This window comes from Cupriavidus sp. D39 (genome assembly GCF_026627925.1).
In the GTDB taxonomy this organism is placed as follows: domain Bacteria; phylum Pseudomonadota; class Gammaproteobacteria; order Burkholderiales; family Burkholderiaceae; genus Cupriavidus; species Cupriavidus ulmosensis.
In genome coordinates, this window is record NZ_JAPNLE010000007.1 from 173,891 (window position 1) to 195,304 (window position 21,414).

Here is a 21,414-nt window from a genome sequence, read left to right on the forward strand (position 1 = left end):
ATGGAGCCATCGATGACGAATACTGCATGGCAGGCCGCGGTGGACCTGGATAGGCTCACGCAATGGATGGATGCGCAAGGACTGGAGGAGGGGCCCATCACCGGCGCGGTGCCGCTCACCGGCGGCACGCAGAACGTGCTGCTGCGCTTCTTTCGCGGCGCGCGCGAATTCGTGCTGCGTCGTCCGCCCTTGCATGCACGGGCGGAGGTGTGCGCCACCATTGCCCGGGAAGCGCGCGTGCTGGCGGCGCTGGCGGGCAGCAAGGTGCCGCATCCGGCGCTGTTTGCTGCCTGTGTCGACGAGCAGGTGCTGGGCGCGCCGTTCTACCTGATGGCGCCGGTGGACGGCTTCAACGCCTCGGCCGGGCCGCTGCCGGCGCCGCATGCCGTCGACTCGGCCATGCAGCGCCGGATGGGCTTTGCCATGGTTGACGCGCTGTTGCGCCTGGGCGAGCTGGATCCGCTGGCTGTCGGGCTGGGAGACTTCGGCAAGCCGCAAGGCTTCCTGGCGCGGCAGGTGACGCGCTGGTGCAGCCAGCTGGAGCAATACCGGACCCATGCCGGCTGGCCGGGGCCGGCCTCCTTGCCCGGCGTGATTGAGGTGGCGCGCTGGCTTGAGGCCAACCGGCCCGAGCCTTCTCGCATCGGGATCCTGCATGGGGACTTCCACCTGGCCAATGTGATGTTCCGCCCGGACAGCGCCGAGCTGGCGGCCGTAATCGACTGGGAGCTGACGACGGTCGGGGATCCGCTGCTCGACCTGGGCTGGCTGGTGGCCACCTGGCCCGATGCCAGCGGGCAGGGCGCGGGCACCATCCGCGTGGCGCCGTGGCAGGGCTTTCCCACCGCCGCAGAGCTGGTGGTGTACTACCGGGACCGTAGCCAGCGGGACCTGTCATCGATCGACTGGTACGTGGTGCTGGCGCGCTTCAAGCTGGGCATCCTGCTTGAGGGCAGCTTTGCGCGTTCCTGCGCCGGCAAGGCGAGTGCGGAGCTGGGCCAGAGGCACCATGCCTCGGCGCTGCGGCTGCTGGGGCAGGCCAGAGACCTGATCGCGGAACTCGCATGAGTGCGGCGGTCCTGCCAAGAATGACAAGAACGAACGACAAGGAGACAAGCATGGATATCCATGGCAAGCGCGTGATCGTCACCGGTTCGGCTAGCGGCATCGGCGCTAGTGCGCTGAAAGCGCTCGTAGCTGCCGGCGCCAGAGTGGCCGGCCTGGACCTGACCGACGAGGCCGGCGCCGCCATTGCGGCGGCAGCCTCGCGCGGCGGCCCCGGTGAGGCGCATTACTTCCGCTGCGACGTGAGCCAGCGGCATGAGGTGGAAGAGGTATTCAACGCGGTGGCGCAGCAGCTGGGTGGGCTGGATGCGCTGGTCAATATCGCCGGAGTCGAGCGCAAGTCGCCCGCGGAGTCCATCTCGCAGGCAGAGTGGGACCTGATGTTCGACGTCAACGCCCGCGGCACCCTCAATACCAACCAGGCCGCCTTTACGCATTTGCGTGCCAACGGTGGCCGCATCATTAATTTTGCCTCCGCCGCGGGGGTGATGGGCGTGCCAGGCCTCGCGCACTACTCGGCATCCAAGGCGGCTGTGCTGGGCTGGACGCGCACGGCTGCCAAGGAGTGGGGCAAGCACGGCATTACAGTGAATGCCGTCGCGCCCGCCATGTGGACGCCGATGTACGAGACCTTTCGCTCCCGGCTGGATGCCGCCCAGCTCAAGGCGCACGACGAGATGATGGCCGGGCTGATTCCCCTTGGCGGGCGGCTAGGCGATCCGGATCGCGCCATGGCGCCGGTGCTGCTGTTCCTGGTCAGCGACGGCGCGCAGTTCATCACCGGACAGACGCTCGCCGTCGACGGCGGCCTGATGATCCCCTGAACCCGCAAGGAGCCGCACGGTGGAACGTTTAACAGAGCGCGTGGTGCTGGTCACCGGCGCGGCCAGCGGGATCGGCGCGGCAACCGCCCGCGCCATGGCGGCCCAAGGCGCCCGCGTGGTGCTTGCGGATATCGACGAGCAGGGCGGGCAGGCACTGGCGCGTGAGCTGGCCGGCGCCAGCTTCGTGCGTACTGATGTCAGCGTGGAAGCACAGGTGGCCGGGGCCGTGGAGCACGCGGTGCAGCTGCACGGCAGGCTCGATTGCATGGTCAACAACGCCGGGCTGGTCGGTGCCTTCGGGTCGATCCTCGAAACCAGCGGCGAAGCCTGGCACGCCACATTGGCGGTATTGCTCGACAGTGTGTTCTACGGCATCAAGCATGCCGGCCGGGTCATGGCCAGGCAGCGCAGCGGCTGCATTCTTTCGGTAGCGAGCACGGCCGGCGTGATCGGCGGCCTGGGCCCGCATGCATACACCACGGCCAAGCACGGCGTGATCGGGTTGACGCGCTCCGCAGCCTCGGAACTGGCACCGTTTGGCGTGCGCGTGAACGCGGTGGCGCCGGGGACCACCGTCACCAACATGATCGTGGCCGGGCGCGGCAGCCTTGATGCGGCGCTGGACGCCGCCGCGAAGGCTTCGCCGCTGGGCACGCCGCTGATGCCCGAGGAAATCGCTGCGGCGCTCGTCTATCTGGCGAGCGACGATGCACGGCATGTGACGGCGCACACGCTGGTCGTGGACTCCGGCGTGACCGTGGCCGGCGCATCCGGCAGCGGGCAATTCCACTGCAGGCCGGCTGGCTTCATGGGGAAGATGCCCTTGGTTCCGACCTGAACCGGGCCATTCAGGTTGTACGTTTGCTTCAAAGCTGTTCGCTACAAGACGGCCCGCACCAAACCATCCGGCGCAAGCCGGGCAGGCCGCCGTCGCGCCATATCCACTCAGGAGGAGACATCCCATGCTGATCGACATCCACGCCCATCTATTCACCCCCGCATGCTCAAGTGCCATGAATTCTGGGGCCCGTTCATGAAGACCAAGGGCCTGACCGTGGGGCATTTCTCGCTGGGCACGACCCAGCCGTCCAAGGCAAAGGACGACGACGAAGCCGAGGCCAATCTGCTGGCGCGCATGACGCACGCCGCGCGCCGCAAGCTGATGGCTGAGCGCGGTGTGGACAAACTGGTGCTGTCCACGCCTTCGCACGCTTTCATGTACTGGGCCGGAGAATTCGGCACGGAGTACGCGCGGATCTGCAACGATGAACTCTCCGCCTTCTGCGCGGAGGATCCCGATCATTTCGATTTCTGGGCGCATGCCAACCTGGCTCGCCCGGCGGATGCCGTGAAGGAGATCGAGCGCGCCGTGACCCAGCTCGGCGCCAAGGGCCTGTGCGTGGGGGGCTAACTTTGACGGGCTGGAGGCGCATAGCGAGGAGCTGTTCCCGGTGTGGGAGAAGCTGCAGCAGCTCGACGTGCCGATCATGGTGCATGGCTTCAACCAGTCCATCTACTGGGGCGAGAAGCACACCGACGACAAGTTCGAGACCACCTCGATCGTCGGCGATTGCTTCGACGAAACGCTCTTCTTCTGGAATCTGATCAACGGTGGCGCACTGGACGCGTTCCCGCAGCTCAAGACCTACATCACCCACGCGGGCGGCATGGCGGTATTCCAACTGGGCCGGTTGCACGACCTGAACCGGGTCATGGCACCGGATTCGCGCAACCAGCGCCCGCTGATGGATTATCTGCCGAACTTCTACTTCGACCTCGATATCCACACGCCCGGACTGCGCCGTGGCGTGGTGGAAGTCGTCGGCGTCGACAACCTCGTCTACGGCACCAACTTCGGCGGCGCCTACGATCATGGCGATCCGACCGAAGGCCTTGGCCTGTCCAATGCGGACCGCGAGAAGATCCGCAGCGGCAACGCCATCAAGCTGCTCAAGCTCGATGTGAAAGCGCCGGTTGCGGTCTGACGCACAAGATGCTTTTCGGAGCCAAGCCATGACAAACGGTAGCTGGTGGGCAGTCGCGCTCTCCGAATCGGTCAGCGGGACGAAGCCCCTCGCGGTAGTCTGTAACGGACAAGAGTTGGTGGTCTACCGCGACGCGGCGGGCGATCTGTTCTCGCTGGAGGACCGGTGCCCGCACCGACGGGTGCCGTTGTCGCTGGGTACCGTCAAGCCCGGCGGCCTGCAGTGCGGCTATCACGGCTGGACCTTCGATGGTGCCACCGGAGCCTGCCTGGAGATTCCCAACTTGCATGCGGGCGAGCGGGTGCCGGCACGCTACGGCGCGAGGGCCTTCCGCGTGGCCGAGCGTAACGGCTTCGTCCATGTCTGGCTGGGAGAGGGCAGTCCCGATGGCGAGTTGCCTGCGGCGGCGTCCAAGCCGGGCGGGCGCGAGTTCACCGGCTCGGCGATCGTCAGCATCTCGTACGAAGATTACCTGGGCGTGATGCTGGACGGCCCAGAATGCCTGCTTGGTTTTGACGGCGTGCGCATCACGGACTTCTTCCTTGGCGATCCGCGCGTTGAGGGCACGCACCTGGTGCTCGAACGCGGTGCGGTCTGGAAGACGGCGATGCTGCCGCCTGCTTTCGTCACCGATCACCCCCTCATCGTACGTACCGCCGTGCCTCTGGCCGGCGGCATGATTCGTGTCGATTTGCTGGGCGCCGACGAAACGCAGGTGCTTTCGATACGGATTGCCGCCAGCGCCAACCGGCGCGGCACCACGGGAATCTGCTGGCGCGGGTTCAAGCTCGGCAATGCACTGCGCGCAGCGCCGCGGCGCTGGCGCGCGGCGCGCGCGGCCGGCCGTGCGCCGTTCGCGCTGCTCGACAAGATCGACGGCGCGGCAATTGCCGCGCTGCTGGTCGCGCCATCGCGCGATCTTGCGGCTGCCCGCGCCGAGCGCGCTGCCTCTATGGATTCGGCGGCGTGAGCCAAGGCGCCGAACGGACTGAGATGGCATCGAATGCCAGGAGGATCGCAATGAACGCCACGACACTCGCAGCTACCGCGCCCGAGCCCCTGAAGAGCCGGCCGGCAAGACGCGACTGGCTCCCGGCCAACTACGACCTGCGCGACACGTGGTTCCCGGTCTCGCATAGCCGCGACGTTACGGAACAGCAGCCGATCCGCCGCATCATCCATTCGCAGCCATATTTCCTCTGGCGCGAGAACGGCCGGCCGATGGCGGGCGAGTTCCATCCCCATCTGCTGTCAGGCCAGCGCCACCATGCAACGGCTTTCACAGGGGGGACGGGTCTTTACCCTGTGGTCGAGCGCTACGGCTATCTGTGGGTCTGGTACGGCAACCCGGACCAGGCCGATGCGCTGTTGCTGCCGCATATTCCCTTTCTGCCGCTGGATGGCAGCCTGCCGGGCTATACGCAGCGGACCGTCCGCTTCGATGCCGCATCCGCGCTGTCCGTGGAAAACCTGATCGATCTCACCCACGCGGATTTCCTGCATGCGGGGACCATCGGCGATGGCATTTCGGAGTCCGACGTAGTCGAGGTGGAATGGACCTCGGAGACCGTCACGCGCACCCGCACCGTGACCAAGAAATCGGTCGCACCGATCATGCGCTGGGTGGGCGGCGTGCGCGCCCGTTACCAGGACTTTCGCGCCGTGCTGCACGTCCATCTGCGCAGCAATGTCTGCATTTCCTATCCCCGCTTCCGGCCGGGCTACGATGTGCCCAACCTGCAGCCCTTCCTGCCGGTGGGGCGGTACCGCTCACGCTGCGACGTCACCTTCAATACCACCGCGGCGCCCGTGCCTCTGCGCTACGTGATGCCGCGCATCGCTTTTGTGATCCAGCCGCAGGACAATTCTGTGGTGCGCCCGCAAAACCAGCGCTATTTCGACCCGGATCAACCGCTGGACCTGCATTCGCGCTTCGACACGCCCGGCACGCGCTACCGCTTCCAGATGGAGCAACTGGCGGCCCGGCAGCGCCGTGGTGATTTCTCCTACGGCGCGGATGCCGATCCGGGCCGCGATATCAGCGGCCTGCTGGGGATGCTGGACTGAGCGTCGCGCTCCGGCTCACGCGCGCAGCGCGGCGAACTGGGGCGTGGTCGGGGAATGGGCGAAGAAGCCGCCGTCCACCGACCAGGTCTGCCCGGTAATCCAGGCCGCACGGTCGGATGCCAGGAAGCTCACCATCTCCGCGATGTCCTCGGGCTCGCCCAGCCGCCCGGGCAGCTTGTGCGCGGTGATGATGTCGCGCATCGGCTCGGGCAATGCCCGCTGCATCGGCGGCGTGAGCACGGAGCCGACCAGCAGCGCGTTGCAGCGCACCCCTTGCTTGCCGCACTGCGTGGCTACGTAGCGGGTCAATGTGTTGATGGCGCCCTTGGACACCGCATAGGCGGTCTGGAACACGTCGCCGGCCAGTGAGGTTCCCGAGCTGATATTGATGATCGACCCACCGCCGCCCGCGATCATGGCTGGCAGGGCGTACTTGCACATCAGCATGGTGCCGCGCGCATTGACGCCCATGACTTGGTCCCAGACTTCCGCCGACATCGACATCACGTCGGTGTCTTCGCGCAGCCCCTTCATGGCGGCATTGTTGTCGAGCACATCGAGGCGGCCAAAAGTGCGTATGGTGTGTGCAATCAGCTCGCGGATGCTGGTCTCATCGGCCAGGTCCAGCACGTAGGCGCTGACAGCCAGGTCCTCCTGCCGCATGGTCTCGGCAAGCTGTTCCGCGTTCGCGCCGGGCAGGTCCGCAATCACCACCTTGGCGCCGCAGGCCGCCAGCTTAAGCGCGGTGGCAGCGCCGATGGCGCCGGCGCCGCCACTGATCAGGGCGACTTTCCCGTTCAGGTCTTCGGATGTGACAGACATTCTGTATCTCGGTTAGCAGGCGAAGTCCATCGACGCAGGAAGCCGGCGGACTATCGCGCGTGGATAAAGGCCAGCGCATCCTGGAAGAAGGGTGCGCTGGCTCGGCCAGCGCCTGCAGCACGTCGAAGTGGTCGCAGGCATCGACCCGATAGCGGGGCATGGCCCGCTTCGCGGTGGCGAAGGCCTGGGCGTAGTCGTCCGCTTGCCGATGGAACTCGCGTGACTCAGCCCCGCCGACTGCCAGCAGCTGCGGCGCATCGTCGACGGGAGGGTGCCGCAGTGGGCTGGCGGCGCGCGCCTGGGCGAGGCTCATTCGCAAGCCCTCGTTGTGCGTGGTTGCGCAGAGCGGTTCGAGGTCAAACAACGCGGAAACCAGGACCGCGCCGCTTAGTATGTGCCGCGGCAGGTCGTCGCCCAGTTCGGGCCATTGTGTAGCCATCATGCGCGCGGCGATCTGCCCGCCCGCGGAGTGTCCGCTGACCAACCAGCGTTCGCGCGAGCAGGACAGTTCCCCCGCATGGCGCCACAGCCACGCCAGCGCACGCTGCGCCTGCGCGACGATGCCGTCGACGCTGGCGGCCGGGCACAAGGTATAGTTGACCAGCGCCACCGACACACCATGGGCGACGAATGGCTCGGCTACGAAGCTGTAGACCGCCTTGTCGCCACGCTGCCAGAATCCGCCGTGGAAGAAGATCAGCAGCGGTGCGCCGGGTGTGCCGGCGGGGAAATAGTCAATACGCTCGCGCTCGTCCGGGCCATAGGCGAGGTCAAGGTGCGACACCGTTGCGCTGCGGAAAGCGGCTGAGCGGGCCAGCCATTGCTGCAGCATGCCGCGCTCGAAATCGGGCCGCAGGGCGCGGAGGTTGTACTGCGCCTCCAGTTCGGGGTGGATGCGGATTGTCATGAAGCTTCCGGAGCAAGGCCGACGCGATCACCTTCGATCGCGCCGGCACGGGTTGGGGCGATCGACCTAGAGCGGCGCGAAGCCCAGCGCTTGGCGGAAGCGGTTCTTCACATAGACACCGTCGCGCGGGGGCAGGGCGCGTGGCAGTTCATCGGCTTTCACATGAACCTGGGCGAAGCTCAGTCCGGCGCGTGCGTTGATGCGTGCCCCCAGTTCCTCCACGCCGTCCACGTGGTGGATCTCGCTGGCTTGCTCGATGCCGCAAGCCTTCGCCACCTGCGCCAGCCGCGTGCCAAGGCTGGTGTGGCTGCGCTGCATGCCGGTCTCGCCAAAGTGGCCATTGTCGAGCGCCACCAGGGTGAGGTTGGGTGGCTGCTGTGCACCCGCGGTGGCGAGGCTGCCGATGCCCATCAACTGCTCGCCGTCACCAGTGATCGCCACGACGGGGCGCTCCGGTTGCGCAAGTGCGAGCCCCAGCGACATTGCGGTCGAGCCGCCCATAGCGCCCCACAGGTAGAAATAGCGGTCGGTATCGCCGGCAGCGAACACGTCGTAGCTGGGCGAGCCCAGGCCCGTGACGACCAGAGCGTCCGGGCACAGTGCCAGAAGCCTGGCCACGAACTCGCGGCGATCAATGGTGGCGGCGGTTTGCTTGTTGGCTTGCATGTTCATTTGCGTTCCCACTTCTTGCGCCCGATCAGGCGTTGCGACAGCAGCACAGCGACTTGCTGGCCGCCTTCGAAAGCGGCATCCAGTCCGGCGGAGACCAGATCCTCGACTTCCTCGGGGGTCGAGGCGCGCAGTACGGTGATGCCCATCAGTTCCAGCGCCGCCTGCGTGGCCTGGCCCATGGGGCATTGCCACGGATTGAACTCCGCGTATTCGCCGCGCATAGTCACCAGTGTGAGGAACGGAAAGCGGCAGCCGCGCAGCAGCGAGAACATATTGACGCAGTTGCCCACGCCGCTGCTCTGCATCAGCAGCACGGCGCGCTGGCCACCAAGCCACGCCCCGCTGACCAGCGCCACGCCTTCTTCCTCGGTGGTTAGCACGATGTCGCGCATCTGGGGATCGGCCTGGGCGCTGCGGATCACGTGTGAGTGGCCCGCGTCGGGTACGTAGGCGACCTGGCGGACGCCGCCTTCCTTCAGGACGGAGAAGATATTCTCCTGCCAGCCTGGTGCTGGCGAGTGGGTTGTGCTCATGTCTCCTCTGGCTTCGTTTGGTTGTGCTTGGGTGTAGAGCAATCGTAAGCGTTGATCCATGCCGATCTCAAATAACAAACATTGCTGGACGCATCAGCTTTCGTTATGTAGCCGGTTTGGCTCACCGACGTGCGTCGCTATCCTCCAGCAACGCTTCGACCAGCTCGCGTGCGAAGGGTGGAAGCTCGTCGCGGCTGCGCATGCAGAGCTGGATATTGCGCAGGGCCCAGTCATCTTCGAGCGCGAGCACGTGCAGCGCCATGCTGGCGCCGTAGCGGCGCGCGGCGGACTCCGGCATCAGCGAGACGCCCACGCCGGCCTCCACCATGCGGCATGCCACTTCGAAATTTCTCACCTGGATGCGCAGCTTGACTGCCCGGTGTAGCTGCTGCGCTTGCCGCTGCACAAAGTTGTGGATGGCGTTGGCCTCCTGCAGGCCGATCTGGTCGAACTCCAGTGTGTCCCAGAACCGCACCGTGCGGAGCGCGCCCAGCGGATGCGCGACGGGCGCCGCCAGCACCAGCCTGTCCTGCCGGTAAGGCAACACCTCCAGCCATTCGGTGCTGACCAGCCCGGAGACAATGCCGATGTCGGTCTGCCCGTCGGCCACTGCGCGCACGATATCGCCGCTCAGTAGTTCATGCAGGTCCACGTTGACATCGGGGCGGCGCGCCAGGTAACCGCGCAGCACTGCTGGCAGGAACTCCGTGATTGCCGTGGTGCTGGCGGCGACCCGCAGATGGCCCTTGATGCCCTGTGCGTACTCCTGCATGTCGCCATCCAGGGCGTCCAGCTGCCGCAGGATCCGCCGCGCATGGTGTGCAAAGGCCTTGCCCGGCGGTGTCAATGTGACGCCCTGCGATCCGCGGTGGAGCAGTCGCGTGCCCAACTCGATCTCCAGGTGCTTGATGCGCCCGCTGGCCGCCGGCAGCGACAATTGCGAGCGCTCGGCACCGCGGGTCAGGCTGTCGCCGTCGGCGATATTGACGAACAGCCGCATATCGGTGAGATCGATGCGCATCCGCATTCCCGCGGGTGAGTTCGGCCTCGGCATGGTCGGCGCGCTTACCGCATCACGAAGGGATTGGCGCTGGCTGCGCCGGTATTGATCCAGACGCTCTTGGTTTGCAGGGACTCGTGGATCGCCTGCGCGCCGTTTTCGCGGCCCAGGCCCGAATCCTTGTAGCCGCCGAACGGCGACATGAAGCTCACCGCGCGATAGGCATTGACCCATACGGTGCCGGCCTGGAGCCGCTCGGAGACGCGAAAGGCGCGGCCGATGTCGGCGGTCCACACACCGGAGCCCAGGCCGAAGCGCACGTCATTGGCAATGCGCAGCGCGTCCTCTTCATCCTTGAATCGGATGATCGATAATACCGGGCCAAACACTTCTTCCTGCGCAATTCGCATGCCGTTATCGACCTCGCCGAAGATGGTCGGCTCGACAAACCATCCGCCCCCGCATTCCGGCAGCGTGCCCGCACTGCCGCCTAGCAGCAGGCGGGCACCCTCGTTCCGGGCCGTATCGATATAGCTCAGCACCTTCTCGTACTGCGGTCGCGTGGTGATTGGCCCCACCTGCGTGTCGGCAGACATCGGATCGCCCATGCGAGCACTACGTGCCAGCGTCAGCAGCCGCTCTACGAAGACATCGTGGATCGAGTCCTGCAGCAGCAGCAGCCGCGAGCCGGCGATGCAGGTCTGGCCCGTAGCGGCGAAGATGCCTGCCACCGCGCCGTTGACAGCATCGTCTAGGTTGGCATCTGCGAAGACGATATTAGGCGACTTGCCCCCCAGTTCCAGGCTGACATGCTTGAAGTGCCGCGCGGCCGCTTCGTTGATCGATCGTCCCGTGCTGTCGGCACCAGTCAACGTGATCTTCCGCACCAACGGATGCTCAACCAGCGCCGAGCCTACGTCGCGGCCAAATCCAGTCACCACGTTGACGACGCCGGGCGGGAAGCCCGCTTCTTCGAACAACCTGGCGAATTCCAGCGTGGAGGCGGAAGTGAACTCTGAGGGCTTGATCACCACGGTGCAGCCGGCGGCAAGTGCTGGCGCGATCTTCCAGGCGGTCAGCAGCAACGGCGAGTTCCACGGCGTGATTGCGGCCACCACGCCCAGCGGTTCGTGCAGCGTGAAATTGAAGTAGCCCTTCTTGTCCAGCGGGATGACGCGGCCTTCGATCTTGTCCGCCAGCCCGCCGAAGTAATAGAACCACTGCGGAATATAATTCAATTGCCCCCGCATCTCGGCCAGCTTGCCGTTGTCGCGAACTTCGATCTCGGCCAGCCGGCGGGCTTCGCGCGCGATCAGGTCGCCGACCCGGCGCAGCAGCTCGCCGCGCTGGGTGGCGGTCAGCTGTGGCCAGGCACCGCTGGTGAAGGCGCGGTGTGCGGCCTGCACCGCCAGATCGGCATCGGCGGCGGTGCCCTGTGCGATCTCGGCCCACGGCTCGCCGGTGAAGGGGTTGTGCGTGTCGAACCAGGCCTGGCTTTCCGGAGCCGCGTCGCGGCCGTCGATGTAGTGCAGGTATCGATGCATGGCGTCTCGTTTTATTGGGAGGGGCGCTCCCTCTTTGTGGGGCTGCAGGCGGATCGGGTCGCTCAGGCGGCTTCGTCGACCACCGGGTTGCGCAATGTGCCGATGCCGTCGATGGTGATGTCGCAGACATCCCCCGCCAGCAGCGGCCCGACGCCGGAAGGGGTACCGGTCAGGATCACGTCTCCCGGCAGCAGGGTCACGGCCTGGCTCAGGTAAGAGATGATGAACGGCACGCTGAACAGCAGGTCGGAGGTATTGCCTTGCTGCCGCAGCACGCCATTGACGTGCGCCCGCACGTCCACGTTCGCGGGATCGAGGCCGGTGGCGATCACCGGGCCGAGCGGGCAGAACGTATCGAAGGCCTTGCCGATCATCAGGCAGCCATAGGGCATTTCCCGGCCCTGGATAACCCGTTCGCTGACGTCATTGGCGCAGGTATAGCCAAGCACGTGATCGAGCGCATCTTCCTCGCGGATGCGGCGTCCTTTGCGGCCGATCACGATCGCCAGCTCCGCCTCGTGGTGTACCATTTGCGCCTCCAGCGGACGCACGATCGGCTCGTCCGGACCGATGGCTGCGGTGGTCGGCATCATGAAGATCTGTGGGATCTCGGGCGTCCTGGCCCCGGCCTCTGCGATATGCCCGATGTAGTTCATGCCGACTGCGAATAGCCGCGGCGCGGGCAGCGGGCACAGCAAGCGTGTATCGGCCAGCGCGTCGGTCTCGCCGCTGGGTGTCAAGCCGTCGAAGGGCGAGCCGGCCATGCGCTGCAGATGCTCGCCCTCGAGCGCGCCGTAATGGATGGCATCCTGTATTCGATATCGGGCGATTTTCATAGTCGTGCGCTCACAGTTTGCCGAATTCGACGAAGGCGTCGTATGGGTCGCGGCCGCCGCGGATCTCGGTGCGCATGCGTGAATCGGTCTGCATGGTCCTGACGGTCTCCGTGATGACGAACTCCGCATGCTCCTTGTCGATCAGCAGCGTGCCGTCGCGGTCTCCGAGGATGTAGTCACCCGGGTGGACGGGGACGCCTCCGATGACAACTGGTACGTCGGTCGCTTCCAGGCGCCAGCTGCCGACAATATCGATCGGGCTGGTGTAGCGGGCGAAGACGGGAAAGCCGATCTCCAAAATCTCGTCCGCGTCGCGTGAGCCACCATCGATGTAGTAGCCGCGGACGCCGCGCTGCTTGAGTGCTTCGGCCGCCAGGTCGCCCATTGCCGAGCGGGCATGGTCGTTCGGTTGGCAGACCACCACATGGCCACGCGGCGCGCCGGACAGCACGCGGGAGATAAAAAGGTCCAGCGATTCATGGACGCTGATGGTCGGGTCGGGCCGCCCGGTGACAGTAAACACCGGCCCGGCGAGCTTCATACCCGGGGAGAGCGCACGGATCTCGCGTGACAGCTCGCGGACCGGCAGGCCGTGAATGCGAAGTACGTCGAACAGGCCAGGGGTATTGCAGGTTGCCAGTTGTTCAGCCAGGGAAGTCATGGTGGTTGCTCAGGGTGCTAGGGTTGGCGGAGGGCGGCGGCAGAGCAGGGTTGGCATTGCATGCACGGCTTACGCTACAGCTTGTCCCGGCGTTCTGCAGCCCACGTGGAACGCCGCACACGATTGGCCCATTCTAGATTTCAGTGTTCCGGCGTGTCGAATGACAAATGCTGATTGAGCTATCACGGCATGGCATCGGCATCTATTCATTGCAATTCGACTTTCGCTACCGCTGCCGCATCGGGTTCATGCTGTGGCGCGATCTGCACGGAGACATGGCGGCTCAGCCAAAGCATGGCCAGGCTCAGCGCAGCAGAAGCTAGTAGCGCGATGCTGACTGAGGTGCGGCTAGCCACCTGGCCCCACAGCGCCGCGCCCGCCGCGCTGCCGCCCATGATGGCCATCTGGTAGATCGCCATGCCGCGGGCGCGCATCGCGTTCGGCAGCACGACCTGGGCAGCCATGGTGAGGGTGTTGACCACGCACAGCCAGACCCCGCCAGAGAGCGCCAGCGCCGGCGCGACCAGCCAGACCGAGGGCGCCAGCGCGGCGGTGAGGGTCGCCCCGGCATAGAGCAGCACGCCCGTTGCCACCACATGATCCGGGGAAGCGGTGGCCGCAAGGCGCGGCAAGGCCAGCGCCGACAGGATGGCGCCCACGCCCATCGATGCAAGCAGCAGCGTGTAGGTGGTGGCGTTGGCCTGCAGCCCCTTCGCCACCAGCGGCAGCAAAGCGATCAGGCCGATGGAGTGCAGGAAGAACAGGAAGGTGCGCACCAGGATATTGCGCATGGAGGGCGATTGCCTCACATAGGCAACGCCGCCGCGCATGGTCGCCAACAAGCCCTGGGAGACGCGCGCGCTGTCATGCGGCGGCGTCTTGCACCGGAGGATCAGCACGCACGACAGCAGCGACAGCGCGGCATTGAGCGCGAACACGGCGCCCATGCCGAGCGATGCCATGACCACGCCCGCCAGCAGCGGGCCCGCAATGCGCGACACATTGATGGCCAGCGCGTTGAGCGTGAGGGCGGCGGGCAACTGGGCGCGCGGCACCAGGGTCGGCACGATCGCGGAGAACACCGGAAAGCGCATGGCAAGGCCGATCCCGTTGGCAAAGCACAGCAGCAGCAAGCTGTTCGCGGTCATCCATCCGGCAGCGGCGAGCACCGCCAGCGCGATGGACACCAGCGCAATCCAGAACTGCGCGAAGGCATAGAGCCGCTTGCGGTCGAGCAGGTCGGCCAGGGCGCCGCTGGGCAGTCCCAGGAGGAACAGCGGGAGGCTTGCGGAGGCTTGCACCAGCGCCACCATCATCGGTCCGGTGGTGAGCTGGGCCATCAGCCAGGCAGCGCTGACGTCGTTCATCCACATCGTCATATTGCCGGCCAGCCAGGCCAGCCAGAGCATGCGGAAGACGGGCTGGCCCAGGGGCTGCAGCACGGAGGGTTGAGCGGAGGGCATCGGATCCTGCGGCCGGGGACATTCCATGGAAGTGGACGGCCCGGGCGCAGCCGGCCGCGCCGCTTGCACGGCTGCCTCCGGCACCTATGAATGGCTCTGGACCGTTGTTTGCGCGCAAGGCTGCAGCGCCGGCCGAGTGTAGCACTAAAATAAACACATTTTCATAATGTGTTTATAAATTGGGTGGGCAAGGAGCAGGCAAGCAAGGCCCGCCCCAAGTGCAGCTCAGTCGCCCAGCCAGCGCGCGCCCAGCCAATGGCCGCTGCGCGCAATGTCCTTTACCACTATCTGCAAGGCGGTCGTGGCGCAGCGCACCGCGGTAGGAACACGCCGCGTGGTGGGCAGCGCCAGCACGATCCGGCGCAGGAAGTCGGGGCCGTCGATGCGTGCCGCGCTCAGGATGCCGCGCTCGATCTCGTGGTGCACAGCAACGCGCGGGATCACGCTGAGCCCATAGCCTTGCGTAACTAGCGCCTTTTGTACGCTCAGCGCATTGGTCTCGGCCGCCACGGTGATCGGCACATCCGCCACGGCGCAAGCGTGTTCAACCAGGTTGCGCAGGCGATGCGGTGAGCTTGGCAGCACCAGCGGTGCACTCCCCAGCGCTTGCACCGGCACGGGTTCCTCATCGCGCAGGCCGAGCGCGGCCAGCCCCACGAGGCTCAGGGACTCCTCGACCAGTGGCTCCACGTCCAGCGCCGGAGAGGGGTTGGGGTCGTAGAGCAGTGCCGCATCGATCTCGCCGCTCTCCAGCCAGCGCAGCATGTGATCGGTATAGCCGACCGAGACCGACAGCCGCACATGCGGGTACTGCGCCTGCAGGGCACCCACCAGCGGGCCGGTCAGCAACTCGCAACTGCTGGGCAGCAGCCCGAGGTTCACGATGCCGGAGATCAGGCCGGGCGTGGGGCGGATCTCGAGGCGCGCCGCGTCCAGCTCGCGCAGCGCACGGCGGGCGCGCTCCATCAGGATGTGGCCGGCCTCGGTCAACTGCATGCCGCGGCGGTCCCGCTCGAACAAGGGTGCACCGACATCGTCCTCCAGCAGCTTGAGCTGGCGCGAAACCGCAGGCTGCACGACGTGCAGCAATTCCGCGGCGCGGGTCACGCTGCCGGTGTCGGCGATGGCAAGAAAGGCGCGGATCTGGCGGATGTCCATGGGGGTCCGGGTGCGATGGAAGCTAGGGCTGTTGCGGCCCGCCCGGATGCATGCCCGGGCGTGATGTTGCGATCAGTTTTTGTCATTCGACAACGATTTGCATGGAATTCTATGATGACCACTCACTTAAGCACCATAGCGAAAGCCCCTTAGCCAGGCGCATCGTGCCTTGGGGCAGGGCGCTCATCGGAGACAAAGCATATGACAGTCAAGCCCAACCTCATCGGTGGCGAATGGGTCGCCGGGTCAGGCGCGATCGAGAGCATCAACCCCTCGGACACCCGGGACAGCGTTGGCCACTACGCCATGGCCGATGCCGCGCAGATGCGCCAGGCGGTGGCGGCCGCACGCCAGGCCCAGCCGGGCTGGGCGGCAACCACCACGCAGCTACGCAGCGACCTGCTGCTCAAGACCTCGCTGGAGCTGGCCGCGCGCAAGGAGGAACTGGGCGAGCTGATCTCGCGCGAGGCGGGCAAGACCCGCGCGGAAGGCATCGGCGAGGTGCTGCGCGCCAGCCAGATCTTCCAGTTCTTCGCCGGCGAGGCGGTGCGCTACGGCGGCGAGAACCTGCCGTCAGTGCGGCCCAATATTGGCGTGCAGGTCAGCCGTGAGCCCATCGGCGTGATCGGGCTGATCACGCCGTGGAATTTCCCGATCGCCATCGCTGCCTGGAAGCTCGCGCCGGCGCTTGCCTTCGGCAACACGGCGGTGCTCAAGCCCTCGCAGGATACGCCGGGTGTGGCCTGGGATCTGTTCAAGGTGCTGGAACGCAACGGCCTGCCGGCCGGCGTGGCCAACCTGATCAACGGCCGCGGCTCGGTGGCAGGCGAAGCACTGGTTGCGGGCGTTGATGCCATCAGTTTCACGGGCAGCGTGGGCACGGGGCGCACGCTGGCGCAGGCGGCGGTCGCCAATATGGTTCGCATCCAGCTTGAGATGGGCGGCAAGAACCCGCTGGTAGTGCTCGATGATGCCGACCTGGCCGTGGCGGTCGAGTGCGCTGTCAACGGTTCCTATTTCTCCGCCGGCCAGCGCTGCACGGCTTCCAGCCGGCTGATCGTCACCGACGGCATTCATGATCGCTTCGTCGAGGCACTGCGCAAGCGCATGGCCGGCCTGAAGATCGGGCACGCGCTGGCCGCGGGCGTGGATATCGGGCCGGTGATCAACCAGGGCCAGCTCGACATGGTGCAGGACTACATCCGCATCGGGCGCGAGGAGGGCGCGGAGCTGGTCGAGGGCGGCGAGTTGCTGCAGGGCGACACGCCGGGCTTCTTCATGCGCCCCGCGCTGATGACCGGCACCGCCAACAGCATGCGCATCAACCGCGAGGAAGTTTTGGCCCGTTTGCCGCCGTCATTCGCGCCAAGGATTACGACGAGGCGCTGGCCCTGGCCAACGACACGGAGTACGGCCTGTCGGCCGGCATCTGCACCACGTCCCACCGCCATGCCAATCACTTCCGCCTGAACGTCAAGAGCGGGCTGGCGATGATCAACCTGCCCACCGCCGGGCTGGATTACCACGTGCCGTTCGGGGGCACCAAGGCTTCCAGCTACGGCCCGCGCGAGCAGGGCAGCTACGCGGTGGATTTCTACACCCAGACCAAGACTGCGTACGTTGGCTACTGAGTCGGCGACTGGGCCAGGGCCGGCGCATTCGCCGCGTTTCGCAAATCAACAAGGACAGGAAATGGAGAAGATCGGATTTATCGGGCTGGGCCGCATGGGCAAGCCCATGGCGGCAAACCTGCGCAAGAAAGGTTTCACTCTGGTGGTGATGGACCTGAACCGGGAGGCCGTGGCCGAGCTGGTGGCGCTCGGCGCCAGCGCGGGCGAGAGCGTTGCCCAGGTCGCGCGCGACTGCGCCATCGTGGTCACCATGCTGCCCAGCTCGGTGGAAGTCGAGCAGGTGGCGCTGGGCGCGGATGGCCTCTTTGCCAACGCGGCCGCCGGCAGCCTGCTGCTGGACATGAGCACCATCGATCCGCTGGCGACGGACCGCCTGCAGGCCGCGGCGCTGGAGAAGGGCCTGTCGGTAGTCGACGCGCCGGTCGGCAGGCTGGCCGAGCACGCGGACCGGGGCGAGTCGCTGTTCATGGTCGGCGCCAGCGATGCGGATTTCGGACGGGTCAAGCCGCTGCTCGATGCGATGGGCACCACCGTGTATCACTGCGGCGGTGTCGGCACGGGCGGGCGCACCAAGCTGGTCAACAACTACGTCGCGGTAACGCTGTGCCAGGTCAATGCAGAAGCCCTGGCGCTGTCGCAGCGTTTCGGCCTGGACATTATCAAGACCCTGCAGGTGCTCTATGGCACTTCGGCCAACAACGGCCAGCTGCGCATGAACTTCCCCAACAAGGTACTGGCTGGCGACACCACCCCCGGTTTCACCATCGACCTGGCGCACAAGGATATGTCGCTGGTGCTCGGCGCGGCGCATGCATCCAAGGTGCCGATGCCGGTGGCCGCCGCGGTCTATGAATCGTTCAGCCTGGCGCGGGCGAGCGAGTACGGCCGCGTTGATTTCTCGGGCATTGCCGATGCCATCTGCGACCTGGCGAAGATCGCGCGCGCCCGGGTGCCGAAGGGCTGGGTGGCGGGCTGACGGGCGCGGCCCCATGCAGGGCTTTCCGCAGACGGAACAGGGCGCGGTGGCGGCCGGCTCGGATGGGGCCGGCCGCGCCGCGCCTGTTGTCGTTGCCATGCATGGGCGGGCGCACGAGACAGAGATACCGGCACGGCGCTCAAGCGCCGTGCCGCCCATAAGGGCTGCTCTGGCCCAAACCATAAGCAAGGAGACAACATCATGGCATCAAGCATCGCAAGGCTCGCGGCATCGCTCGTCGCCGCAGCGGGACTGAGCGCGCCCGCCTGGGGCGCGGATGATGTACTGCGCATTGGCTTCATCACCGACATGTCCGGCGTGTACGCGGATTTCGACGGGCAGGGCGGCGCCGAGGCGATCAAGCTGGCGATTGCCGATGCCGGGGGCAGCGTGCTGGGTCGCAAGATCGAGCTGGTGACGGCGGATCACCAGAACAAGGCCGATGTGGCGGCCGCCAAGGCGCGCGAATGGTTCGACCAGCAGGGGGTGGACCTGCTGATTGGCGGCTCCAATTCCGCGGCCAGCCTCGCCATGGCGAAGGTGGCCGCAGAGAAGAAGAGAGTCTTTATCTCCGCAGGCTCCGGCACCACGCGCCTGACCAACGAGGAGTGCAATCCGTATACCGTGCAGTATGCCTATGACACTGCCGCCATGGCGCGCGGCACCGGCGCCGCCGTGACCCGGCAAGGCGGCAAGTCATGGTATTTCCTGACGGTGGACTATGCCTTCGGCACGTCGCTGGAAAAAGACACGGCCGACGTGGTCAAGGCCAATGGCGGCAAGGTGCTCGGAGCCGTCAGGCATCCGCTCTCCGCCGCGGACTTCTCCTCATTCCTGATGCAGGCACAGGCCTCCAAGGCGCAGGTGCTGGGCCTGGCCAATGGCGGCGGCGACCTGATCAACTCGATCAAGACGGCCAGGGAGTTCGGCATCGGCAAGACCATGACCCTGGCCGCGATGATGGTCTTCATCAACGACATCCATGCCCTGGGCCTGAATGTCACGCAGGGGATGTACCTGACCGACGGCTGGTACTGGGACCAGAGCCCCGCATCGCGCGCGTGGGCCAAGCGCTATTACGAAAAGATGAAGAAGATGCCGTCCATGTTCCAGGCGGCCGATGCTTCCTCGGCGCTGACCTACCTGAAGGCGGTCAAGGCCGTGGGCACGACCGACGCGGACAAGGTCATGGCGCAGATGCGTGCTGCCCCGGTCGACGACTTCTTTGCCAAGGGCGGCACGATCCGGCCAGACGGGCGGATGGTGCACGATATGTACCTGATGCAGGTCAAGACGCCGGCCGAGTCCAAGGGGCCATGGGATTACTACAAGCTGGTCAACACCATTCCCGGAGCGCAGGCGTACATGACCAAGGCCGAGTCCAAATGCGCGCTGTGGAAGTGACAGGACCTCGCCAGCGCTGAGCGCCACATAAGCTGGCCGGTGCTTGCGCCGGCCAGTCCCCGCCCGGCCGGATCGATCCCGGCGTCCTGGCCGATCAGGATTTCCCCGCGCAATTTCCCTGCTTTCAAGAGCAGGCGTGGTGGCACTCTTTGTTTACACAAAGGGTGCTTTCTGTCGCATTGGCCTCCTGGTTGTGTGGGCCCGTTTGCGCGCAAGCGCAAGGCAAGCCTAGGGTTTATCCGGAAGAAAAGGAGGAGGGCCGCCGGAGCGCGGCGCTGCGCGCGGCTTTGCAGGCGCCCGGGCCCATTGAATTGGGGTGGCCGCGGTCCGCCAGGGGCTTGCGCGCTACGGCAAGAATCCTGTAATTTATGTACACAGTTTTGAAAAGTGTTTATATTTAATATTCAAGCCCGCCCTAGGGAAAGTTAAGGAGACAAGCATGCTGACTCAGACCAGTCCCACACTGGCTGACGGGACCAAGGTCGCGGACCTGGTCAACGTCGAGACCCGAGAAGTGCAGATGCGTACGCTTTCGGACCCCGAGCTCTATGAGATGGAGATGGAGCGCATCTTCGGCAAGACCTGGCTGCTGCTCGGCCACGACTCGGAGATACCCAATTCCGGTGATTTCGTGGTCCGGGACATGGGCTCGGACTCGGTGCTGGTCACGCGCGACAAGTCCGGCGAAGTCAACGTGCTGTTGAACGTCTGCTCGCACCGCGGCATGCGTGTCTCGACGCTGGATGCGGGCAATACCCAGATCCACACCTGCATCTACCACGGCTGGGCATTTCGCCCGAACGGCGCCTTCCTGGGCGCGCCGGTCGAGAAGGAGTGCATGCACGGGAAGATCAGAAGCAAGGAGGAACTGGGCCTGAAACGGGCCCGCGTGGCGCTCTACGGCGGGCTGATCTTCGCTACCTGGAATATCAACGGTCCGTCCTTCGACGAATTCCTGGGCGATGCCAAGTGGTATTACGACATGCTGTTCAAGCGCAGCGACCGCGGCATCGAAGTCCTGGGGCCGCCCCAGCGATTCGTGGTGCGCGCCAACTGGAAGGCCGCGGGCGAGCAGTCGTCGGGCGACGGCTATCACACGCTGACCCTGCACCGCTGGCTGGGCGAGGTCGGCGCCTACTCGAAGAAGGGCGAAGGCGAGGGCGGCGGCGGTGATCTCAGCCCGGAGATGTATGGCGTGGAGATCAGCTCGCCGCACGGCCATGCGCTGCGCTGCATCGACCTGGGCCGCAAGATCCGCCGCCTGACCGGACTGGATCCCGACAAGCTGAGCATCGATGAAAAGCTGAATGCGCTGCCGCCGGCCGGCATGACGCTGGACATGGTCAGCCAGCTGAGGAAGAACCTGAGCGAGGAACAGCTTGCGGTGCAGACCAGCATGCCGCCGCAGGTGGGTGGCATGTTCCCCAATGTGCTGTTTGGTTTCCTCTACATCCCGCAGCCAGACGGCACGGTGGTCGGCTCCATCACGATGCACGCCTACGTGCCCCGGGGTCCGGACAAGCTCGAGTTCGTCAACTGGATTTTCGCCGAGAAAGATGCCCCGCCCGAATTGCGCGAGCGCATGCTGAAGCAGACCATCCAGATGTTCGGCACCTCGGGCATGGTGGAGCAGGACGACTCCGACACCTGGCCGCATATGACGCTGGCCGCCAAGGGCGCGATGGGCAAGCACATGACGATGAAGTACCAGGCGATCTACGAGACCGGCAAGCCCGAGGGCTGGCCCGGCCCCGGCATCGTCAACGAGGGCTTCACCAAGGACGATACGCAATGGCACTGGTGGCTGCATTGGCGCGAGCTGATGATGGCGGAGCAATAGGCCGCCAGCTTCCGCCAGTTGCTGTC

Annotated in this window: 20 protein-coding genes and 1 pseudogene; 11 read left to right on the forward strand and 10 right to left on the reverse strand. The window is 65.9% G+C overall.

Annotated features, from left to right (window positions below):
* Positions 1–12: 12 nt before the first annotated feature.
* The 7 genes from OMK73_RS07810 to OMK73_RS07840 all read left to right on the forward strand — a co-directional run bounded on the left by OMK73_RS07810 (position 13) and on the right by OMK73_RS07840 (position 5,941).
* Positions 13–1,068: a phosphotransferase family protein gene (locus OMK73_RS07810; protein ID WP_267601522.1), complete on the forward strand. Its 1,056-nt coding sequence runs from the start codon at positions 13–15 to the stop codon at positions 1,066–1,068.
* 50 nt (positions 1,069–1,118) lie between these two features.
* The gene (locus OMK73_RS07815; protein ID WP_267601523.1) at positions 1,119–1,889 is read left to right on the forward strand and encodes an SDR family NAD(P)-dependent oxidoreductase; all 771 of its coding nucleotides are present in this window, start codon (positions 1,119–1,121) and stop codon (positions 1,887–1,889) included.
* A 19-nt stretch (positions 1,890–1,908) separates the two neighbouring features.
* Complete coding sequence (locus OMK73_RS07820; RefSeq protein WP_267601524.1) at positions 1,909–2,727, forward strand: SDR family oxidoreductase; 819 nt, start codon at positions 1,909–1,911, stop codon at positions 2,725–2,727.
* A gap of 195 nt (positions 2,728–2,922) precedes the next feature.
* Positions 2,923–3,300 (forward strand): amidohydrolase family protein, encoded by a 378-nt coding sequence (locus OMK73_RS07825; protein WP_267601525.1) that lies wholly within the window; start codon positions 2,923–2,925, stop codon positions 3,298–3,300.
* Positions 3,301–3,310: 10 nt separating this feature from the next.
* Positions 3,311–3,874 (forward strand): amidohydrolase family protein, encoded by a 564-nt coding sequence (locus OMK73_RS07830; RefSeq protein ID WP_267602061.1) that lies wholly within the window; start codon positions 3,311–3,313, stop codon positions 3,872–3,874.
* Positions 3,875–3,902: 28 nt separating this feature from the next.
* Positions 3,903–4,844 (forward strand): Rieske 2Fe-2S domain-containing protein, encoded by a 942-nt coding sequence (locus OMK73_RS07835; protein WP_267601526.1) that lies wholly within the window; start codon positions 3,903–3,905, stop codon positions 4,842–4,844.
* Between the two features lie 50 nt (positions 4,845–4,894).
* The gene (locus tag OMK73_RS07840; RefSeq protein WP_267601527.1) at positions 4,895–5,941 is read left to right on the forward strand and encodes an oxygenase; all 1,047 of its coding nucleotides are present in this window, start codon (positions 4,895–4,897) and stop codon (positions 5,939–5,941) included.
* Positions 5,942–5,956: 15 nt separating this feature from the next.
* On the opposite strand, the gene OMK73_RS07845 is transcribed toward OMK73_RS07840, so the two are convergent.
* The 10 genes from OMK73_RS07845 to OMK73_RS07890 form a co-directional block, all read right to left on the reverse strand.
* Positions 5,957–6,763: an SDR family NAD(P)-dependent oxidoreductase gene (locus OMK73_RS07845; RefSeq protein ID WP_267601528.1), complete on the reverse strand. Its 807-nt coding sequence runs from the start codon at positions 6,761–6,763 to the stop codon at positions 5,957–5,959.
* Positions 6,678–7,670: an alpha/beta hydrolase gene (locus tag OMK73_RS07850; RefSeq protein WP_267601529.1), complete on the reverse strand. Its 993-nt coding sequence runs from the start codon at positions 7,668–7,670 to the stop codon at positions 6,678–6,680. Before OMK73_RS07850 ends, OMK73_RS07845 begins: the two co-directional genes overlap by 86 nt.
* 66 nt (positions 7,671–7,736) lie before the next feature.
* On the reverse strand, positions 7,737–8,342 hold the full coding sequence (locus tag OMK73_RS07855; RefSeq protein ID WP_267601530.1) for a thiamine pyrophosphate-dependent enzyme: 606 nt from the start codon (positions 8,340–8,342) through the stop codon (positions 7,737–7,739).
* Complete coding sequence (locus OMK73_RS07860; RefSeq protein ID WP_267601531.1) at positions 8,339–8,875, reverse strand: thiamine pyrophosphate-binding protein; 537 nt, start codon at positions 8,873–8,875, stop codon at positions 8,339–8,341. The genes OMK73_RS07855 and OMK73_RS07860 overlap by 4 nt, the downstream gene beginning before the upstream one ends.
* A 121-nt stretch (positions 8,876–8,996) precedes the next feature.
* Positions 8,997–9,902, reverse strand: coding sequence for a LysR substrate-binding domain-containing protein (locus OMK73_RS07865; RefSeq protein ID WP_267602062.1), 906 nt, complete (start codon positions 9,900–9,902; stop codon positions 8,997–8,999).
* Positions 9,903–9,940: 38 nt separating this feature from the next.
* On the reverse strand, positions 9,941–11,419 hold the full coding sequence (locus tag OMK73_RS07870; protein ID WP_267601532.1) for an aldehyde dehydrogenase: 1,479 nt from the start codon (positions 11,417–11,419) through the stop codon (positions 9,941–9,943).
* Between the two features lie 62 nt (positions 11,420–11,481).
* Positions 11,482–12,255: a fumarylacetoacetate hydrolase family protein gene (locus OMK73_RS07875; protein WP_267601533.1), complete on the reverse strand. Its 774-nt coding sequence runs from the start codon at positions 12,253–12,255 to the stop codon at positions 11,482–11,484.
* A gap of 10 nt (positions 12,256–12,265) precedes the next feature.
* Complete coding sequence (locus OMK73_RS07880) at positions 12,266–12,916, reverse strand: RraA family protein (protein WP_267601534.1); 651 nt, start codon at positions 12,914–12,916, stop codon at positions 12,266–12,268.
* A 206-nt stretch (positions 12,917–13,122) separates the two neighbouring features.
* Positions 13,123–14,358: an MFS transporter gene (locus OMK73_RS07885; protein WP_267601535.1), complete on the reverse strand. Its 1,236-nt coding sequence runs from the start codon at positions 14,356–14,358 to the stop codon at positions 13,123–13,125.
* 246 nt (positions 14,359–14,604) lie between these two features.
* Positions 14,605–15,537, reverse strand: a complete 933-nt coding sequence (locus tag OMK73_RS07890) for a LysR family transcriptional regulator (protein WP_267601536.1) — start codon at positions 15,535–15,537, stop codon at positions 14,605–14,607.
* Positions 15,538–15,738: 201 nt separating this feature from the next.
* Between OMK73_RS07890 and OMK73_RS07895 the strand changes: the two are divergent.
* From OMK73_RS07895 to OMK73_RS07910, 4 genes and pseudogenes are all read left to right on the forward strand, one after another.
* Positions 15,739–17,168, forward strand: a pseudogene (locus OMK73_RS07895) (aldehyde dehydrogenase family protein).
* A gap of 61 nt (positions 17,169–17,229) precedes the next feature.
* The gene (locus OMK73_RS07900) at positions 17,230–18,144 is read left to right on the forward strand and encodes an NAD(P)-dependent oxidoreductase (RefSeq protein ID WP_267601537.1); all 915 of its coding nucleotides are present in this window, start codon (positions 17,230–17,232) and stop codon (positions 18,142–18,144) included.
* Positions 18,145–18,345: 201 nt separating this feature from the next.
* Entirely contained in the window at positions 18,346–19,548 is a 1,203-nt protein-coding gene (locus OMK73_RS07905) for an ABC transporter substrate-binding protein (RefSeq protein ID WP_267601538.1), read from the forward strand.
* 439 nt (positions 19,549–19,987) lie between these two features.
* On the forward strand, positions 19,988–21,388 hold the full coding sequence (locus OMK73_RS07910) for an aromatic ring-hydroxylating dioxygenase subunit alpha (RefSeq protein WP_267601539.1): 1,401 nt from the start codon (positions 19,988–19,990) through the stop codon (positions 21,386–21,388).
* Positions 21,389–21,414: the final 26 nt, after the last annotated feature.